The sequence below is a fragment of the Bacillus sp. FSL K6-0042 genome, from assembly GCF_038006685.1.
Taxonomy (GTDB): domain Bacteria; phylum Bacillota; class Bacilli; order Bacillales; family Bacillaceae_G; genus Bacillus_A; species Bacillus_A pseudomycoides.
This window is the reverse complement of sequence record NZ_JBBOVS010000001.1, coordinates 626,681-644,854: the sequence shown is the minus strand read 5'-3', so window position 1 is coordinate 644,854 and position 18,174 is coordinate 626,681. Positions and strand designations below refer to the sequence as shown.

Annotated in this window: 17 protein-coding genes, 2 pseudogenes and 1 riboswitch; of the genes and pseudogenes, 7 read left to right on the top strand and 12 right to left on the bottom strand. The window is 32.5% G+C overall.

Going from position 1 to position 18,174, the window contains the following annotated elements:
- Positions 1-93: 93 nt before the first annotated feature.
- From pssA to MHH45_RS03445, 3 genes and pseudogenes are all read left to right on the top strand, one after another.
- Positions 94-585 carry a CDP-diacylglycerol--serine O-phosphatidyltransferase gene (gene pssA, locus MHH45_RS03455; RefSeq protein ID WP_016115000.1) on the top strand — a complete coding sequence of 164 codons (492 nt, stop codon included), beginning with the start codon at positions 94-96 and terminating at the stop codon, positions 583-585.
- A 23-nt stretch (positions 586-608) separates the two neighbouring features.
- Positions 609-809 (top strand): annotated as a pseudogene (locus MHH45_RS03450) (IS4 family transposase); the annotation flags it as partial.
- A 116-nt stretch (positions 810-925) separates the two neighbouring features.
- A complete protein-coding gene (locus MHH45_RS03445; protein WP_016115001.1) occupies positions 926-1,249 on the top strand; it encodes a hypothetical protein in 324 nt (107 codons plus the stop codon).
- 283 nt (positions 1,250-1,532) lie between these two features.
- Here the strand turns inward: MHH45_RS03445 and MHH45_RS03440 are convergent, their stop codons facing one another.
- From MHH45_RS03440 to MHH45_RS03420, 5 genes and pseudogenes are all read right to left on the bottom strand, one after another.
- Positions 1,533-2,132, bottom strand: a complete 600-nt coding sequence (locus MHH45_RS03440; protein ID WP_016115002.1) for an undecaprenyl-diphosphatase — start codon at positions 2,130-2,132, stop codon at positions 1,533-1,535.
- A 109-nt stretch (positions 2,133-2,241) separates the two neighbouring features.
- On the bottom strand, positions 2,242-3,669 hold the full coding sequence (locus tag MHH45_RS03435) for a HAMP domain-containing sensor histidine kinase (protein WP_016115003.1): 1,428 nt from the start codon (positions 3,667-3,669) through the stop codon (positions 2,242-2,244).
- Complete coding sequence (locus tag MHH45_RS03430; protein ID WP_016115004.1) at positions 3,666-4,340, bottom strand: response regulator transcription factor; 675 nt, start codon at positions 4,338-4,340, stop codon at positions 3,666-3,668. The genes MHH45_RS03435 and MHH45_RS03430 overlap by 4 nt, the downstream gene beginning before the upstream one ends.
- Before the next feature lie 12 nt (positions 4,341-4,352).
- The gene (locus MHH45_RS03425) at positions 4,353-4,883 is read right to left on the bottom strand and encodes a hypothetical protein (RefSeq protein ID WP_016115005.1); all 531 of its coding nucleotides are present in this window, start codon (positions 4,881-4,883) and stop codon (positions 4,353-4,355) included.
- Between the two features lie 140 nt (positions 4,884-5,023).
- Positions 5,024-5,541 (bottom strand): annotated as a pseudogene (locus MHH45_RS03420) (GrpB family protein).
- 128 nt (positions 5,542-5,669) lie between these two features.
- Between MHH45_RS03420 and MHH45_RS03415 the strand changes: the two are divergent.
- From MHH45_RS03415 to MHH45_RS03405, 3 genes are all read left to right on the top strand, one after another.
- Positions 5,670-5,876: a hypothetical protein gene (locus MHH45_RS03415; RefSeq protein WP_016132833.1), complete on the top strand. Its 207-nt coding sequence runs from the start codon at positions 5,670-5,672 to the stop codon at positions 5,874-5,876.
- 136 nt (positions 5,877-6,012) lie between these two features.
- The gene (locus MHH45_RS03410; RefSeq protein WP_016115008.1) at positions 6,013-7,269 is read left to right on the top strand and encodes a sensor histidine kinase; all 1,257 of its coding nucleotides are present in this window, start codon (positions 6,013-6,015) and stop codon (positions 7,267-7,269) included.
- 1,446 nt (positions 7,270-8,715) lie between these two features.
- The gene (locus MHH45_RS03405) at positions 8,716-9,027 is read left to right on the top strand and encodes a hypothetical protein (RefSeq protein ID WP_016115010.1); all 312 of its coding nucleotides are present in this window, start codon (positions 8,716-8,718) and stop codon (positions 9,025-9,027) included.
- Between the two features lie 182 nt (positions 9,028-9,209).
- Here the strand turns inward: MHH45_RS03405 and MHH45_RS03400 are convergent, their stop codons facing one another.
- The 7 genes from MHH45_RS03400 to MHH45_RS03370 form a co-directional block, all read right to left on the bottom strand.
- Positions 9,210-9,308 (bottom strand): YjcZ family sporulation protein, encoded by a 99-nt coding sequence (locus MHH45_RS03400; RefSeq protein WP_016115012.1) that lies wholly within the window; start codon positions 9,306-9,308, stop codon positions 9,210-9,212.
- 168 nt (positions 9,309-9,476) lie between these two features.
- Positions 9,477-10,304 carry an energy-coupling factor transporter transmembrane component T family protein gene (locus MHH45_RS03395; protein ID WP_016115013.1) on the bottom strand — a complete coding sequence of 276 codons (828 nt, stop codon included), beginning with the start codon at positions 10,302-10,304 and terminating at the stop codon, positions 9,477-9,479.
- Entirely contained in the window at positions 10,297-11,997 is a 1,701-nt protein-coding gene (locus MHH45_RS03390) for an ABC transporter ATP-binding protein (protein ID WP_016115014.1), read from the bottom strand. The genes MHH45_RS03395 and MHH45_RS03390 overlap by 8 nt, the downstream gene beginning before the upstream one ends.
- Before the next feature lie 10 nt (positions 11,998-12,007).
- Positions 12,008-12,556 carry an ECF-type riboflavin transporter substrate-binding protein gene (locus MHH45_RS03385; RefSeq protein ID WP_016132834.1) on the bottom strand — a complete coding sequence of 183 codons (549 nt, stop codon included), beginning with the start codon at positions 12,554-12,556 and terminating at the stop codon, positions 12,008-12,010.
- Between the two features lie 139 nt (positions 12,557-12,695).
- A riboswitch (SAM riboswitch) is annotated at positions 12,696-12,810 on the bottom strand.
- Between the two features lie 183 nt (positions 12,811-12,993).
- Positions 12,994-14,778, bottom strand: a complete 1,785-nt coding sequence (locus MHH45_RS03380) for a PAS domain-containing sensor histidine kinase (protein ID WP_016131433.1) — start codon at positions 14,776-14,778, stop codon at positions 12,994-12,996.
- A gap of 327 nt (positions 14,779-15,105) precedes the next feature.
- Entirely contained in the window at positions 15,106-15,966 is an 861-nt protein-coding gene (locus tag MHH45_RS03375) for an HAD family hydrolase (protein WP_016115017.1), read from the bottom strand.
- 344 nt (positions 15,967-16,310) lie between these two features.
- Positions 16,311-17,522 (bottom strand): cytochrome P450, encoded by a 1,212-nt coding sequence (locus MHH45_RS03370; RefSeq protein ID WP_016115018.1) that lies wholly within the window; start codon positions 17,520-17,522, stop codon positions 16,311-16,313.
- A gap of 141 nt (positions 17,523-17,663) precedes the next feature.
- Between MHH45_RS03370 and MHH45_RS03365 the strand changes: the two genes are divergently transcribed.
- Positions 17,664-18,161, top strand: a complete 498-nt coding sequence (locus MHH45_RS03365) for a PadR family transcriptional regulator (protein WP_016115019.1) — start codon at positions 17,664-17,666, stop codon at positions 18,159-18,161.
- The last annotated feature ends 13 nt before the right edge of the window (positions 18,162-18,174 follow it).

Here is an 18,174-nt window from a genome sequence, read left to right as displayed (position 1 = left end):
GCTTGCAGTGGTCATATATTTTTAAGAATAACGGAAGAATATATAGAAAATGCTACATAAATGGGAAGTTTGATCAACTTAGGGGGGACAACATTGTTCAATCAGATAGTAAAAGCTGTACCCAATTTATTTACGATTGGAAATTTATTGTGTGGTGTTTTTTCAATTACCTTGAATATGAATGGCTTTTTGGAAGTAGCCTCCATTTTTATTTTCCTTTCAGCTGTTTTAGATTTTCTTGATGGAAGGATTGCGAGAAAATTAAAAGTGAACAGTGAGTTTGGCGTAGAATTGGATTCCTTAGCTGATATTGTTAGTTTTGGAGTTGCTCCTGCACTTCTATTTCATTCGATAGCAGCACCATCTATTTTAACTTCTTTGGCATTTATCCTTTTCCCAACGATGGGTGCTTTAAGATTAGCTAAATTTAGTGTTAAACCAACCATTGGATATTTTATGGGATTACCTATTCCAGCTGCTGGATTACCATTGGCTGGTATGGGATTGTTTTCATATAGCAATGCATGGATTACCTTAATCCTTGCTCTCTTAATGGTAAGTCCAATTAGGTTTAAAAAACTTTAATTGAGGTCCCGTCCCATCGCCATCAAGATATTGACCAATTACAGCCTGGTGAAACATATGAAATTCCTGAGATTTATATTGGAATGTATCAAAAACTTCCCGCAAGACTTATCCTATATAAATTAACTGAAACACAAATGAAACGTAGGCAAAAGGATTTAACATCTAAAGAACAGAAAAAACAAATTACCTATAAAGAACGCAGTAAACGTCTTAGTGTAATTACCTGTAAGCTTTTGTTCAACCTGCGTAATTAAGATTCAAATTTCATCCAATTTGGTACAATACGTTCAATATCTCCCCAAGCTATTTGGACATGCTAAAGAATGAGGTGACTGTTATGAAAGATGAAATATTAAAGTTAGTACCAGAGGCGGTAAAAAAGTTAATCCAGAAAGAAGTCAAAGAAAGAAACAAGAGTATCATTGATTTAATTATCGATGATGCAACTGCATATGAATTTGAACCAGAGCAAGTAGGTCCTTGTATCATGGCTGCTTATTATGCTTATGAGTCCGCGTCTTATCCTAGTGAAACGGAAGATGAATGGATGCGAATCTTAGTTTTTCACACGGCTACTCGTTCAGCAATGAAGCTTTTATCTTACGGTAAATTTAAAGCAAAACGATCAGAGAGTGGATGGATGAGGTATACAGATCATTGAATGATCCCGTTTTGAAGTAAGGAATTTCTATTAACTAACATATTCGCGGAAATCTCTTACTCCGGAATAAAATTTTTACAGAACATATGACTGTTTCGTACCCAATGGACGTTGTACACTTCGTTCAAAAAATGTTTTACGAAAAATTACACATGCCATACATCTTCTAACTAGCCCTGATATTTTGTTTTCTAATTAAATACAGTGCGTGAAATTAATGTTTGTATGCATGAAAAAGAACCCATCATTTACGAATAGGTTCTTTTTCTAGTGACTTGTATGATTAATGTGTATGGTTATATTTCGATAACAATGGAATTCGTTTTGCAATGGATGCATAAATTACAAATACCATTTGTGTTAATGGTTCTAATTTTCGCGTACTTTGCATTACTATGCCACAAGTTATAAATGATAGGAATGCTCCACCAATTATATCTGCTGGATAATGGACACCAACGTAAATACGTGAAACTCCAACTAGTACGGCCCAAATTAATGCAATATATTTTAATCTTTCCCCTCTCAATAGCATCGTAAATGCTATTGAAAATACAAGTACAGAATGATCACTTACAAATGATGAATCTACTGCATGTGGCACTAATTGATGAACATGATAAGTTACAAAAGGTCGTGCATGATAATATACTGCATGAATGAAAACATTTAATAGCAATGAAACTCCAACTGTAAGAACAGTATATACAACAGTATATTGTTTTTGAATTGCCATTTCTGTTTTTGCGTTACTAAACCATAAAATAAGCATGAAAAGAATCGCCACATAAGGCGCGCTATTCGTAATCATAATCATGATCTTATCTGAAATGATTGAGGTTCCCGCTAAATTATTAATCCATTGAAATACTGTGTAGTTCATATCTACCCTCTCCTTATGTTCATTACGTTCGTACTTTAAGAAAGTACAAGTTCTATTGGTTTACACAGTATACAACAGCAATATGAAAATACCTTGAAACTTTTCTCATCTATTTCTCATTTTCATGTAAAACATAAGGAAACGAAATTGTAACTGATGTACCTTCTCTCTCCTTACTTTCTAATATGATGTTTCCATTATATTTTTCTACAAGCCGTTTTGCGATGGAAAGCCCCAGTCCATTTCCGCCTTGTTTACGACTCCTTGCTTTATCTACTCTATAAAAACGATTAAGTACAAATGGTAAATCTGATTCGGGTATTCCAACGCCATGATCTACAATTCGTATAGCAATGTTATCTCTTTGCAAGTTTGTTTGAATACAAATGTACTTATCATTTGTTTTGGTATATTTAATTGCATTATCTAGTACGATAATAATTATTTGCTCTAAGTAAGATGCCGGTATAGACACGTATGCCCCTTCGGCATGTAATTGTATATCAAATTGAAATTCAGTTTGAAGAACCTCAAAGTTTTGAATTACTTGTTTTAACACAGTATTTACATGTACAGGCTCGACTGTTAATGAGGGCACTTGCTCTGATTCTGCCCTGGATAACTCTAATAATTCTGAGACTAATTTATTCAATCTATCCACTTCTTTTAAACTAGATTGAAGTGATTTTTGTAGAATAACAGGATCATCCTTTCCCCAACGGTTTAACATGGATAAATGTCCTTGAATAATTGTAAGGGGTGTTCGAAGTTCATGTGATGCGTCTTCAACAAACTGTTTTTGTTGTAAAAAAGACTTTTCTACATCATCCATTAATTCATTAAATAGAATGCCTAACTTTGCAAGTTCATCATTATTTTCCCGTATAGGAACTCTTTCTTTTAACCCGTTTGTTTTAATTCGATTCATCGTATCAGTTATATTCTGAACACTTAATAAAAGTTGTTTAGCAATGATCCTTCCACCTAAAAAACTAAGTATAAGTCCACCGATACCAGCTGCAACCATTACAACGAAAATGATTTTCAACAAATGATCGAACGCTTCTAAATTTTCCCCAACCTCAATTGTTCCCGTAAATGACGCTGTTTGAATCGGCATACGTTCAATTAAGATCCTATCTTCTAAATGCCTCTTTATATAAGTTTCAGGCTGAGTAACCGATTTAGGAGAAGCCCACCTCGGATTAAAATCACGAGAAATCGAGACAATTGGTTGTCCATCTTTATCTAAAATTCGAATAATCTGATGTTTATCATTCATATTATTAAGAAAGTCTTTACTGTTTTCAATTGTTTTGTTAGAAAGTGTTTCTTTTTTATCAGTAAAATATGCTGCTATTTCTTTCACTTGTCTGTTTATTTGTTTCTTTTCATAGTCTACTGTCCATTGATTAATCACAATAAACTGCAAAATATTATATAAAGCAAATAAAATAAATAATAACGTAGTTGACCAAAGAGTTAGCTTCCATTTTATCGGGAGATTTCGAATGCGCTGTGCAAAATTTTTGATCATCTCATCACATACCCAGCCCCTCTAACAGTCTGGATATACTCCTCCTTATCTACACCATGTAATTTGTTTCGTAAATAGCGAACATATACATCAACAATATTTGTTTCTACAATCGCATCGTAACCCCACACTTGCTCTAAAAGTATATCTCGTGTAAGTACGCGGTTAATATTCTTCATAAACATGAGTAATAACTCAAATTCTTTGTTCGTTAATTCAATGATTTCATCATTTTTTCTTAGCGTTCTTGATTCTACATGTAACTGTAAATCTTTAAAAGCAAGCAAAAGTGTTGACTTACTTTCTTCTTTTTGTTCGCGTCTAAATATAACACGTATTCGTGCAAGGAGTTCTTCAATTGCAAATGGCTTCGGTAAGTAATCATCAGCGCCGCTATCTAATCCTGTAACACGATCCATAATACTATCACGCGCTGTTAACATAATGATGGGAGTATTCTTCGTCGCACGCAGTCTACGACATACTTCAATCCCATTGAGTCCTGGTAACATCAAATCAAGAAGTATAATATCATAGTTCTTCTCTAGGGCTGCTTCCAATCCTTTTCGCCCATCGTATTGTACCTCTACTGCATATCCTTCATATTTTAATTCTAACTCTAAAAATTCAGCTAAACTTTCTTCATCTTCAATTATTAATATATGATGCAACCCTAATTCCTCCTATATTATCAAATGAATGATCAATCCTAATCCAAATAGAATCGCAATCATTTGATGTATGCTTCGATATAATACCGATTTTTTTCTGTCTTTAACCTTATTCAAAAAAATTCCAACAACTCCTAGCAATACCAAGCTACCAAAAGCAAATATGCCGCTGTAAATCTGTATCATATGGTGACTTCCCTTTATGAAAAAATAAACTCCATGTGTTGTTGCAACAGCTAATACAGCATAACCGATAAACATATGATATTTCTTTGCTAACATATATAATTCTTTCATATACTTGAATCCGGGTATTTTATTTTTGTGTAAAAACAGCCAAATATGACGTAAAAACCAAAGCGATGCAGCTGCAATCGCACCATATTCACCAAGAGAACCCAGATTTTTATTTACGCTTTTTAATCCTATTTGATCTCCTAGCATAAAGTTTACGATAAACATTGTAACACTAAATGCAATCACACAAGCTCCTGCGATCTTTATAAACAAATGAAAAATTTGACTCCCGAACGTTTTCTTCATTTTGCATCCCTCTTTCAATTTCAAAATATTGATACATTCCAGATTGTAGCAATTAAAAAAGAAAAAAGAATGAAAGAAAGATTAGAATAAGATGAGAAATACTGTATGTGAACTAAAAAATAAATTTCCCACTCTAATTTTTATATGTATAGATTCTCTTTCGCCAGTACAATTATCCTTTGAATAAAAGGTTCTTTTGCATTAGTATACGCCACTCGATCAAATGGATACTTCATAGCAAGCTCTTGTTTTAATTGCTTGTATTCCACACGTGCCCATTCATGATTTCTTATAAAATCACGAAATAATAAATTGTCTTCCCACTCTTGCCCCCATATGTATAGACGTGTAAATGATGTGTACCTGCTCTCCACTGACCTTTTCTAAAAAAACGCCTCTGTGGAAAATTCTCGTGAAAAATATATTCGTATTCTATTGTTTGCAATGGTTCTATCCAATGATCAACTAATTTTAAATCTTTAACACCTATCATCATATCAATGAGAGGTTTAGCATCTAACCCTTCTACTGACGTACTTCCGATATGTTCAATCGCTAAGATGTCCTTTTTTAGTAATGTGATAAATTTCTCTTTCTCCTTCACAAATTCCGTATGCCAATTTAAATTATACGGTTCAATGATTATTTCTTTATCCATCTCTTTCACCTTTCATATTCATAATCTAGCTTTATAAGCCATCTTTTTTATTAACCAAAACAGGACTTTCAATATTTCTCTCGAATATATCAATATTTAATCTGATTATATAAAATAAGAGGTGTAAAATGAACGAAATTCCGATTACAATTCATTTAGATGATGTGATTTTTAGATTAAAAGAATATCAAGATTTCGATTGGCTTCTAAATCTAGGTAAAGTATTTGCAGTATTCGATCAACAAGATTCAGGAAATATTTGCTTTGGTATCGAAAAAAACGGAAAGAAAAGAGTAGAAGTCAACGTTATGCATCAGTTGAGGAATTTTACTTAGCATGGGAATATGCTCGAAACAAATAATGATCCAAAAGTAATAACGGTCTTTATTATAATAATTAAAACATGAAGAAGTTACATTTTTTCTGTATAATACTTATAGTACTGAAAACTACAATAATGAGGCCTGTTAGATGAATTTTATATACATCAACCAAAACGTATTAAATAATTTACTTTACATTTTAAGTAGCGTCTTTGTTTTTTATTTTATATATGATAACGGAATGTTTTTCAAAAAACACAAAAAATCCCTTATTGTGATATGCACGAGTGTACCGTTAATTTTATGTATGAAATACCCTATATATATCGACGGAAATTGTGTTCATGATTTGAGACAGATTCCATTTTTCATAGGTACACTTTATGGCGGTTTGCCCGTTGGGATCGCCTTATTAACCATAATGTTATTGATTCGGTTTGTTTTTTATGGTGTGAACTTTTTAACAGTTATTGTTTATATTACAATGCTAGTTTTCACAGCCTTTTCTTCTTCTAAATTTAAGCAACTAAACCGAAGAAAAAAACTTATTATGTCAATGGTTTTACCTTTTTTCCTTGCTATACTAACAACTTTTATCGTTGTGATTTTATCGGATTTTCCAATTACAAAATCATATATTACTTATTTTATTCTACTCCCTCCTGTTATCATGCTATTTGTTGTATATACGAATGAAGTTTTAAGAGATGCCGTTATGATGAGATCCAAATTAGTAAAAATGGAAAAGATGGAGGTTGTGAGTCAACTTGCTGCGAGTATTTCACATGAAGTTAGAAATCCTCTTACCGTCGTAAAAGGATTTACGCAGCTCCTGAAAACTCCAGATTTATCACAAGAGTCGCGAGAGCAATATATTGAACATATTCTTGGAGAGCTAAACCGTGCTCAAGTAATCATCGATGATTACTTAACATTTGCTAAACCCGCATCACAAAAAGTTGATAACATTGTAATAGACCAAGAATTAAAAAGAGTAATAAGTATGATGATGCCCCTATGTAATATGAATTCTATAAATATTTCCGAAAAATTAGTAACAGGTTCCATTACTGGGAATACACAACATTTCCAGCAATGCTTTTTAAACTTAATAAAGAATAGTATTGAAGCGATGCCAAATGGTGGGAAACTAAGTGTCAAGTCATCTGTTTTTGAAAACAAAATTATTATTGTTATTAAGGATAGCGGAATTGGTATGACACAAGAGCAAATAAATCGATTTGGTGAACCGTATTTTAGCACAAAAGCAAAAGGAACAGGTTTAGGTACGATGGTCGCAGTAAAAATCATTGAAACGATGAATGGCACTTTAAATATAAATAGTATTGTTAATAAAGGAACCACTTTAACGATTACATTTCCACAAAATAATGAGATTACTTAATAAACACTAACATTTTGATTTAAAAGGAGCCCCCCACGTTCCTTTTTATTTTTCACTATATAAAGGATACATTGGTAATGTAAAACCTTAATATTGACTTAACTTAACATAAAGTTGGTGTTGCTCTCGTCTTTATTAAAGGATAAAAAAATCAATTTTTTCAAAAGGTCCATTAGGAGATTCGCTTTTCATCCCTGTAAAAGGTTCTGACTATACCCAGCTTGAAGGTATTCCTTCTTTACTCCATTTTTTATTACCTAACATAGTTGTACCACTACTCGCATATTTACGCTTTAGATTTTACATTCGAAAGACTCAATCCGCATCAATCACCGGTACACAAAAATAATTCGAAATATTTAGTAGGGGTAACTTGAGCGCTTACTACTCTTTAACATATCAATTATAAAAAGGAGCATGATAGCTCCTTTCCCATTGAATTTTTGGCACAATAAACGTATATAACTTCGAAATAAATATACTTTTTTATGGGTAAAGAAAAAGTCTCATCTCGGTATGAATAAAAGCAAACTGCTGAATCATTTCATTTAAGCACTTCGCTGCTTTTGTAGGAATTTGATGTTTTACGTTATCAATGAATTTCAATTCATTACATGGCAATTTTCCTCTATTTGGTATTCAAAATTCACACATGTAAGTACAGGAGGATGAATAAAAACAATAGGAACCCCTTTTCCCTTAACAATATAATACAGACTACTACCGTCCACATCCAACATTGGCATGTATGTAACCACCTCAACAATCTAAAATCATTCCCAACTCTTTTTCAAGAAAAAAGTAGCTCTAAAAAATGATGCATACTAAAAATTGATTTTAGTACATGAGTATTCTCCTTTTGTTATTAATTTCTTTATAATTCGTTAACTATAAGCTGTCGATATTACTCTGCTATACGTTCCTGATAACGTTGAAGCTGATTTTCGTTTTGAAAAAAATGAATTTAATCGCTCCTCAAGTTTTCTTTTTAATCTTTTCATTTATTTAGATAGAAAAAAGATGATTTTTCATTTTGAATGTTATGCTATACATAACCTCTTTCAGTACACTTGAAGATGTGTCTTTTCACTCATTTCTGTTATTATGTGGCACTTCTTTTTTTCTATTCTGGCAACTATTTATAATAAATTTCGATAGATTTTGTTCCATAAATTACATGAAAAATGAATATCATTCCTTTTAATCTCATTTTTAATATATTTCATCTCATTGATTAAATAAGCATTATGTAAATGAATTTTAAATCCTTATTGATCTGTCCTTGTAATAAGTGAGCTTACAAGTAAACTTAGGGTCTTTAGGAAAAAGAATCAAGAAATATTAGCATAAATTAGCATCATAAATTCCGATGAAATATTGCAACATAAATCATGTGAAGTTGAACTTAGTGTTTCTTTTTCTAATTATTTTTACAGGGGGTAAAAAATGAATACTCTTAACTTCTTGATGTCACTATTCAATTCTGGAAGAAGAACTCAGCAAATGTTTAAATTATTTAGAAATAGACGGAATAACAATAGAAGCTGGATTTGGTTTTCTTTACTAGGATTAGGAACATTTTTTAGTGTAGTAGCAACACGTAATTTAAATATGATGAAACCTATTCAACGTTTGTTCCAAGGTGTTCAAAATACGACAAAAACATTTATTCCATCCAAAGTAAATTTGGCAAATATAGAGTTTTCTGATGAAATTACGCCTAACAGTCAAAAGAAACAAGGTAATCAAAACCAATAACTATCGTGAATAATAAAAACTCACCTTTTAGCCACAAGTATTTATAATATAAAAAAAGGAGCATAGCAGCTCCTTTTTTTATATTGAATCTCGTATTGATACTAAAAAAGTATCTTTAATAGTTTTTCTGATTACATAATTCTGTGACGAATGATTAAAAAAATGGATATTTTTTAATACCCTCAGCCCCAGCAGCTGCATCCAACAATAATTAATAAAATAAATAACACAACTAATAACGCAAAACCTCCACCAAAACCACAAGAACCACCGAAACTCATATTTTCTCCTCCTTTTAGTATAAAACTAATGGGTAATGAAATTGATCGTTTATTAACAGGTTCGTATTATACAGTATGTTTCTATGTCATTTTTGAGCATGTCTTGGATAAATTTAAAAAGACACTCCTCTGAGTGCCTAAATTTTATCCCAATAACATCGAGAAAACTTACAATGGATACCAAAACCCTTTGAAAATATTGAACTTTAGGTAAATGGCCAGTACTAAAATTATAATGCCGATAACGAGCCCTAGATAATCCTCTTGTTTTGCTTTTGTTGTAAAATACCATGTTCGCTTCTCTTTTCTTCCGAATCCTCGTAAATCCATTGCATTTGAAACAGTATCGATTCGCTCTAAAGAATGAATAACAAGTGGCCAAAAGATGAGTATCCGATTTTTAATACGTGCCCAAAAACTCGCCTCTCCTCTTTCAAATGGTACACCTCTTGCTTCTTGAGCGTGCTTAATCAATTTGTATTCCGCTTGTATATTCGGTATGTAACGAAGCGCAATGTTTATCGCATAGGCAATCTTATACGGTAAGCCGATTTTATATAAGCTGCTAGCGAACTCACTTGGATGTGTCGTGTATATGAAAATAAGTGTAAATGGTAATAACGTAAAATACTTTAATGAAAGCGTAAGAGCATAAAAAAGTGTTTCGAATGTAATAGTAGCATATCCAATATGTAAGAATTCTGTACTTGTACCAGTTAGCTCCGATCCATGGGTTGGTGTAATTAATAAAATCATCACTGAATTTAGCATGCTAAATGTGAAAATGAAACTAAAAATAATCACAATTTTTCTTACAGGAATTTTAGCAACCACTAATCCTAAGCAACCAATGAAAAACAAACAGAATAAGATCCGAAAATCAAAAAATATAAATGTAAGAGTCATCCAAATGATAAATAACAATAATTTAATCGCGCCGTCCATACGATGAAAATATGTATGATTGTCTATATAAAATAAGTCTGATTTACTCATAATCCCCCCTCCTTTTTGTTTCCATATACATTTTTACAAAAACCTCTGGAAAAGGAATTTCACTCAATTTTGCTAATCTTGTTAGCGAACTCTCCTGTAAATTAGCTTGTTTTAATACTGCGCTGCTTGCTAATACGATCGAAACAGTATCATCAGCAAGTATTTCCCCTTGATGAAGGACAACCGCACGATCTGCATATTCTAAAGCTAGGTTCATATCATGTGTAATAAAGATAAATGATATGCCTTGTGTGGCTAATAGACTTATACAAGACATAAATTGTTTATAATGAAAATAATCTTGTCCTGCTGTTGGCTCGTCTAATATAACAAGCTTCAGATTCGTTGTTAAAACCGATGCAATAGTAAGCCTCTTTTTTTGTCCGTAGCTTAACGCTTGAATTGGCCAATTTCGAAATGGATATAATCCACACATTTGCAATGCATCTTCCACTCGTTTATTTATTTCCGCCCTAGAAGCCTTCTGTAATTTTAATGAAAAAGCAACTTCATCCCAAACAGTAGATTGTGTTATCATGTGATTAGGGTTTTGCATGACATAGGAGATTACTTCTCCACGCTTACGAATAGACCATGAAGTTATATTTTCATTATCAAGTAGAATTTTTCCTTCCTTCGCTTTGTTCATTCCAGTTAATATATGTGCAAATGTAGATTTACCTGCACCATTATGACCTAATAATGCTAAAATTTCTCCTCTTTGTATAGAGAGTGTTATGTTCTTTAAAGCAAAATTTTTGCGAGAGTATGAAAATGAAATATTCTCTATTTGACATAAGGTTTCTTTTTGGTGTTGTTTTTTAGAGGTAGTAGAGTTCAACATCCATTGCTTGACCGCTTTATTTAATTTTTCATAATTTAAAGTTTCAATTGGATATATTTCTTCATCTGAAATATTAATTTTTATATTTTTTAACGCTTCAATATATACAGGTTCTCTTAAACCTATTTTGGGTAGAATGTTTGTTTGTAAAATTCTTTTTGGTGAATCAATTGCTACTATTTCTCCTTCTTCTATTAATATGATTTTATCGATGTCTAATTTTAGTATTTCTTCTATTCTATGTTCAATAATAACGATTGTTTTATTTAGTTGATGATGTACCTTTTGAATAAGTTCTACTGTTTTTAAGCTGCTTATGGGATCTAAATTTGCTAATGGCTCATCAAATAATAATATGTCAGCATCTGTCGTTAACAGTCCGGCAAGAGAGACAGTTTGTTTTTGACCTCCGGATAATTCATGTGGACTTCGTGAATGAAATGTGTGCATCTGTACTTTTTGTAGAGAGTCCATAACAACAGCCTTCATTTTCTTCTGCTCTACACAATCGTTTTCTAATGAAAAAGCAACATCTTCTCCTACGGTTAAACCAATAAACTGAGAATCTTGATCTTGTAAAATAGTTCCTACATGCTTACTTTGCTCAAAAATACTACCTTTTCGCGGATCCTTACCACATATTGAAATTTCCCCAGTACTTGATCCCTCATATGAAAATGGGATAAGCCCATTTATACAATGGGCTAATGTTGATTTTCCTGATCCGCTTCGACCGGCAATCAATACTTTTTCCCCTGGATAAATATGAAATGTAACATCCTTTAAAGTAGGTTCTGTCACTTGTTGATATTGAAATGTAAATTGTTCAAAGGAAATAATCGGCTTCATTGTAATCTCCCTACTTTTCAATCTTCAAATGTGTATGTTTTTTATTTACTTTCGCTAATCCAAGTGTAATTGGTAAACCAAGAACTAAGAATACAAGGACATCTGCAATCGTTGCACCAAGTACTTGAATAACAATTTTATCTAAAGGCTCCCCCATAATGATAATATCAAAAGCACCGGCAAATATAATTGCAATGACAATCCCAATTAAACCTGTTACAGCAAAATATGAAATATCTCGATTACGGAATGTTCCATTTTTCACACTAAAACTTGCTCGTTTTTGTACAAGTCCCATCGTAAATCCAATAATACCTGAACTAAGTACCCACCCCCACCATATCCCCCATCCAGCGATAGTATCTGTCACTGTATGACCGATAAGGCCAATCAAAAGTCCTGCAAACGGCCCGAAAATCGCACCAAAAATTGTTAATATAGCCAGAGCAGGTTTTATAAATGTGTTTGGGGCAATTGAAAATCCCCATAGACCTAATACACCATATATTGCAGAACCGATTCCAATTGCTACGACTAATTTTGTAGATAATTTATTCATATGAATTCCCCTCTCATTCTAGTTAGCTTCTATTAGTCCTATATGTAAAAGAAAATTAAATTATGCGTCTTCACTTCCTTTCTTCCCAATAAAAAATGACCTCTTCTATAAGAGGTCATTGGCGTATGGAGATATGATCCTCTTATCTTTCAAAAGACAATATGCCTTTTTCGGAATTAGCACCTTCCTATTTTGTATAAATAGGGGTTGCTGAGATTTCATAGGGCCGTTCCCTCCACCTCTCTGGATAAGTATTCGTTTGTAATTTGTATTATTGCATTAACACAAATGAATTTCAACATTTTTCTTACTATTTTTATTTTCATATGAAATAACCGAATAAATCATCGTATTCTTATCGGAATTACGGAATAATTGATGTAACAAAACATGTTAACGGGAGGAATTGGACATGAAAGTAATATCCTCGCTAATCTCTATTGTAAAGTCCCTGTCATAGGTGGCGTTGCTGCATGAGAAGCAACTTGCTCACTTTGAAACATTGGTAAATAAATTGTAACCGATGTTCCTACTCCTACCTCACTCATAATACTAATTCTTCCTTGATGACTTTCAATGATTTTATAACTGAGCATTAACCCAATACCCGTTCCTTTTTCTTTCGTACTATAAAAAGGTTCGCCAAGCCTTTTTATTCTTTCTTCAGGAATTCCTATGCCCTCATCTACCATATTAATAATAACTTCCTCACGCTCTGATTTTTTCACAGAAATAAAGATTGTCCCACCATCTGGCATTGCTTCAATGGAGTTTTGTAAAATATTAATAAAAACTTGTTTTAATTGATTTTCGCAGCAATCAATCATTAATTCTTTTGATTCTATATGCAGATCAATTTGAATATTTGTCATGATCGCCCTTGTGTTGATTAACGAAACAACATTTCTTAATATCGAACAAATATTTTTCTTTTCAGTTGGAATAACATCAGTCTTTGCGATCGATAAAAACTCATGAAGTATAGATTCAATTCTTTCAATTTCTGATAACATAAGACCAAAATATTTATCTTGATCTTCTTGGTTAATTTGAAATAATTGAATAAACCCTTTGATTACGGTTAATGGATTTCTAACTTCATGTGCTACCCCGGCAGCTAACTGTCCAATTGCTGCAAGTGTATCTGATTTATTCAATAACTCCTCAGTCTTTTTCCGCTCGGTAATATCTCGAACGATTATCATAATCTTATCTTGTAAGAGTGGTAAACATCTAGCTTCAAAGAAACTAACACTTCCTTTAAGTGTTAACGGATATTCAACAATAACTGTCGATTCCTTTTGTTGTACTTGATGAATTGCTTCTTGAAATTGCTGTGATACGGGTGAAGGCAAGACCTCATAAAACTTTTTCCCCATAAAAGATTCTGCAGGTACGTAAAACTTAGCTGGTGAACCGGCTTTATAATCTATAATTGTTCCATCAGCTTCAGTTAAAAAACACAAATCAGGTAATGCTTTGAAAATAAGCTCTAGCTCAGAGGTTTGCTGCTTTAATTGTTCTTCAATTCCTTTTCGATGAGTAATATCAACTCCAACTGCCCAATAACTATAACCAGGTACTGGGAACTGTTCCGAAATATTTGACCACATTATTGTTTTTATTTCTCCATTTTTGCATGTTAAATTCATTTCCCAATCTCGAAAACTTTTTCCGCAAATCGAAAATTTCTTTTGAAGTTGTCTGCGATAACTTCCATCAGGATATAGCAGTTCAAGTGCTTTGGGATTTCCAACGATTTCTTCTGCAGCATAGCCTGTTACGAGCTCACATTCACGATTCCATAATATAAAATTCCCATCTTTATCAAGAGCATCGACCAAAATGGGCATATTTTGTAAGATTGTATGTAGCTGTTCTTCTTTTTGAGAAAGTAAATGTATATTTTTTGTTTGGTTTTGAAGTTTACTCATTGCACCATCTACAATGAGATTTGAAAGCATTTCGAAGTATTTATAACAAGTACGGATGTCATTTTTAATTGCACAAACAATAAATGATCCAAGGTGTTGCTCATGTAAAAAGATAGGGATTTCAATTTTTGTAAGTTGTATATTTTCTTCTTGATTCATACCAAATGAAAAAACACATTCCATATTTTGATCAAGAAGTTGATGTGAAATGTTTGTTAATTTATAAAATTGTTCTGCCATGGTTTCTATTGTGTTCACATCAATGAGTTCCAATAGCCGCGCATTCATTCTCTTTCCACCTCTATATGTAAATTTAATACCAATTTTTACTCACGCCTCTCCATTATACGAATAATGTTCTCATAGGTATATAGCAAGAGCATAATTATTCAAAAAAATTTTATTTTTCAATTAAAAATTATTTAAAATGATATATAATCTTATATAAATATGTAATGATCTAAATATTCACAAAATATTCACAAAATATTTGAAAATCATATACAATTCTTCCAATATATTCTATATAATAAAGTGCAATAAGGCTTCTATAAATCTCATAGAATACCTTACCCCTAATAAAAAAATAAAAAAGAATCCTTGATGGATTCTTTTTTATTTTTTTACCATGACATATTGATAAAGAGCATGTGCAACTCCATGTTCTTCATTCGATAATGTTTCATAGTGACAAATCCGTTTAATTTCGTCCACTGCATTTCCCATTGCGATAGATATATGTGCCTTTTCCATCATAGAAATGTCATTTAGCCCATCACCTATTGCAACAGTATTTTCCACCGAAATGTTAAGATGTTTCGCTAAAGTATACAAACCATTCCCCTTTTGGGCATCACAATGATTAATCTCTAAATTATGCCAATACGAAGCAGTAATTGCTAGCTCTGTATTATGTTGAAAATGTTTTTTTAACTTTTGTAATTTCTCTATATTATAGGAAAATGGTAAAAGTTTATGCACATGAATCTCTTCTTCTAATATCGATTTACAACTTTCTATTATATGAAACGCTGTATGTTCAAGATACAATGCTGCGATGACTTCAAGCTCTTGCTGATCAATCTCTTTATTTGATCTTTTTATCCATTCTATTTCATGATTTACACTTTCTTCACCATACGCCGGAACGTATACACCTCGATCTGTATACAGTTGATAATACATGCGATTTTGTTCAAGATACTCAACAATTTCAAATGCTTGTGTATTTTGAATTGGGTATCGCTTCATCATTTTTTGATCCGTATAAATAAGAGCGCCGTTTTCCGCGATAATAGGACATTGTAAATCAGATTCCAGTAGTAGACGTTCAATATCTACGATAGAACGTCCTGTACAAATCGCCACCACATGCCCCTGCTCCTGACATTTCCGAATAGCTTCTGCATTTTCTTTACTAATCATTTTATTTCCTGAAAGAAGAGTTCCATCTAAATCAATTGCAATTAGTTTCATTGGTCCGTCACCACTTTCTATAAATAAACATGCTCGTATAAAGTGAAGACAAATAATCAGTGGAGCCCACTAATTATTTGTCTTCACTAATCGAGATTTTACAGGTATTTGATTCCTCCATTTCCTTCCACTGAGATTTAAGGCGGATGTCTTCCTGTTCACAAATAGCGAGATAAATACACAAATGAGGTATCGTTTCCATATTCACTTTGTCAAACATAACTTAGTTATAATTTATGAAAAGCGTTTCAGGTCAAGAAATATTTTTTAGTTCGTTAAAAAAAACTTATTAAAAAAATGAAAACTCCTACTTAGAATAGGAGCTTTCATTTTTTTAATATGCTTCATTTCTTTAAAAGGATAGGAAACCGCTTTAACGTTTGTTCATTCTCTAATATACAGTTCTTTAAATGAAAGGATGGTGAAAGCTCTAGCTTTTTAAAATTCCTAATAAACGTAGTTAATGCAACTTCAGCTTCTAAACGAGCAAGTGGTGCACCTAAACAAAAGTGAGGCCCTTTGCCAAATGTTAAATGTTTTTCATTTCCAGGTCGATGTAAATCAAAGCAATCTGCTTGTGGAAATTTATTTTCATCTAAGTTGGCAGCACTTATCCACGTAACAATCATTTGTCCTTTTTTCATTTTCGGTCCAAATATTGTTGTATCTTCCGTTATAGTACGGGCTAATGTAACAGGGAAACGATAACGTAGTACCTCTTCTATCGCTTTAGAAATCAGCTCTGGACTTTCACTTAATTCTTTGTATACCTTAGGTGTATCTACTAAAAAGCAATAAAAGCTATTAATAATAAGGTTTGTAGTGGTTTCATTCCCTGCGGCTAAAAGTCCTAATGAAAATGTAACAATTTCCTCATCAGTCAATCTTTCTCCCTCATACTCTGCTCTGATCAGGTCTGAAATAATATCTTCTTTCAAATGGTATCGTTTCTCTTGAACAATCGGGAGAAGATAAGATTTAAATTCATGTAACGCAACTTCTTTCTGCTTATCTAAATCGCTAAATTTCTCTTTACTATATGGCATAAATAAAATATCTGACCACATCTTAATTTTTTTTCTATCTGTTGTTGGAACACCTAATAAATCAGAAATAACGGTTACAGGTAGAATTGCAGCAAACTGCTCTACAATATCAATTTCATCATAATTATTCATATCTTTCACAAGTTCATTTGCAATTGCTTGTATCTGTGGCTTCCACTGCTGAAGACTTCTTGGAGTAAATGCCTTTGAAACAATTGAGCGAACATTGCGATGCTCTGGAGGATCAGAAGAGTTTAAATTTACTCTTGTTTCTAAAGGCGGGACGGAAAATTGACGACGATCTCTTTTGCTTGAAAATAGGCGATAATCAGATAAAACACGGTTCACATCATCATATAAAAAAACATTCCATACATCCTGCTCCGCATCATAATAGACCGGATGATTTTCCCTCATATGCTTGTACCACTCATAAGGGTTCCACAGCTCTTCTTTTGTTTTGAGCTTTGAAATTTCATGAACCAAAATTACATTTTCAGGCGAATTCATAGTTCTTTCCTCCCTTTTCTTTTAAAATAAAAAGTAATAGGTAGGCAGTTCAAAGATGTATAGACTAACATATGTTATTTTAACATATATAAAGGAGATATTTACGGATAAAAACTTGAGAAAAAAATTAGGGGGATACATATGTATGTTGATATTTTACTACTCGCAGAATTAACTTCTGGACCGAAGTATGGTTATGAAATAAAGAAAAATATTCAAAATCGTCTTGGAGAAAATTTTGAATTGAATCATAACATGCTCTATCCAGCTCTTCGTCGTTTTGAAGATATGGGAGCAATTACAAAAAAGATCCATCAACAAATAGGTAAACCAAACCGTAACATTTATGCATTAACTCCTACAGGTGAAGAAATCTTTTATGAAATGATGCGAGAGTTTCCAGAGAAACTAGCTGCTAATGATACTGAATTTCTTGTGCGTGTTGCACTGTTTGAGAAACTGGATTACGAAGCTCGAAAAGAAGTTTTAACGACTCGTCAAAATGTGCTATACAAACAATTAGCCTCCATTCAATCTTTAGCTGAGACATCACTTTTTATTTCTGAGGTCATACAGTATGGTAAATCACGTATTGAACATGAGCTAGCTTGGATTACCTCTCTCATGAAAAAAATATAAAAAATGACAAAAA

Coding starts and splice junctions, on each gene's coding strand:
- MHH45_RS03445 (WP_016115001.1), top strand. CDS start 926: ATGAAAGATGAAATATTAAAGTTAGTACCAGAGGCGGTAAAAAAGTTA.
- MHH45_RS03440 (WP_016115002.1), bottom strand. CDS start 2,132: ATGAACTACACAGTATTTCAATGGATTAATAATTTAGCGGGAACCTCA.
- MHH45_RS03435 (WP_016115003.1), bottom strand. CDS start 3,669: ATGATCAAAAATTTTGCACAGCGCATTCGAAATCTCCCGATAAAATGG.
- MHH45_RS03425 (WP_016115005.1), bottom strand. CDS start 4,883: ATGAAGAAAACGTTCGGGAGTCAAATTTTTCATTTGTTTATAAAGATC.
- MHH45_RS03415 (WP_016132833.1), top strand. CDS start 5,670: ATGAACGAAATTCCGATTACAATTCATTTAGATGATGTGATTTTTAGA.
- MHH45_RS03410 (WP_016115008.1), top strand. CDS start 6,013: ATGAATTTTATATACATCAACCAAAACGTATTAAATAATTTACTTTAC.
- MHH45_RS03405 (WP_016115010.1), top strand. CDS start 8,716: ATGAATACTCTTAACTTCTTGATGTCACTATTCAATTCTGGAAGAAGA.
- MHH45_RS03400 (WP_016115012.1), bottom strand. CDS start 9,308: ATGAGTTTCGGTGGTTCTTGTGGTTTTGGTGGAGGTTTTGCGTTATTA.
- MHH45_RS03395 (WP_016115013.1), bottom strand. CDS start 10,304: ATGAGTAAATCAGACTTATTTTATATAGACAATCATACATATTTTCAT.
- MHH45_RS03390 (WP_016115014.1), bottom strand. CDS start 11,997: ATGAAGCCGATTATTTCCTTTGAACAATTTACATTTCAATATCAACAA.
- MHH45_RS03385 (WP_016132834.1), bottom strand. CDS start 12,556: ATGAATAAATTATCTACAAAATTAGTCGTAGCAATTGGAATCGGTTCT.
- MHH45_RS03380 (WP_016131433.1), bottom strand. CDS start 14,778: ATGAATGCGCGGCTATTGGAACTCATTGATGTGAACACAATAGAAACC.
- MHH45_RS03375 (WP_016115017.1), bottom strand. CDS start 15,966: ATGAAACTAATTGCAATTGATTTAGATGGAACTCTTCTTTCAGGAAAT.
- MHH45_RS03370 (WP_016115018.1), bottom strand. CDS start 17,522: ATGAATTCGCCTGAAAATGTAATTTTGGTTCATGAAATTTCAAAGCTC.
- MHH45_RS03365 (WP_016115019.1), top strand. CDS start 17,664: ATGTATGTTGATATTTTACTACTCGCAGAATTAACTTCTGGACCGAAG.